Source organism: Pseudomonas sp. DE0010 (assembly GCF_007680745.1).
Classification (GTDB): domain Bacteria; phylum Pseudomonadota; class Gammaproteobacteria; order Pseudomonadales; family Pseudomonadaceae; genus Aquipseudomonas; species Aquipseudomonas parafulva_B.
Window position 1 is genome coordinate 1 of record NZ_VEJQ01000235.1, and the last position, 259, is coordinate 259.

A 259-nucleotide genomic window follows, 5' to 3' on the forward strand; every position below is an offset into this window, starting at 1 on the left:
CCAGCACGCCCACGCCACGGTCCTTGCCGCCGGCAGTGGAGGTGTTGCGCTCGGAAATGAAGACCCCGCCCAGCTGGCTGCGATCCGCCGACAGGCGCTCGGTGTAGGTGACGCGAGAGTTGTCCCTCAGGGACTGGAAGCGACCCGGTTCGAGGGTATCGAACTCGGTCATGGCATCCTGCTGGTTGAGGATGGTGGTGACCTTCTGCACGCCCAGCGGCGCCAGCGACAGACTCAGCCAGGCGACGATCAGGGCGAC

At 66.4% G+C, this 259-nt stretch carries 1 pseudogene; it reads right to left on the minus strand.

What is annotated here, in order from left to right:
- Positions 1–259: pseudogene (locus FS767_RS22370) on the minus strand (LptF/LptG family permease); the annotation flags it as partial.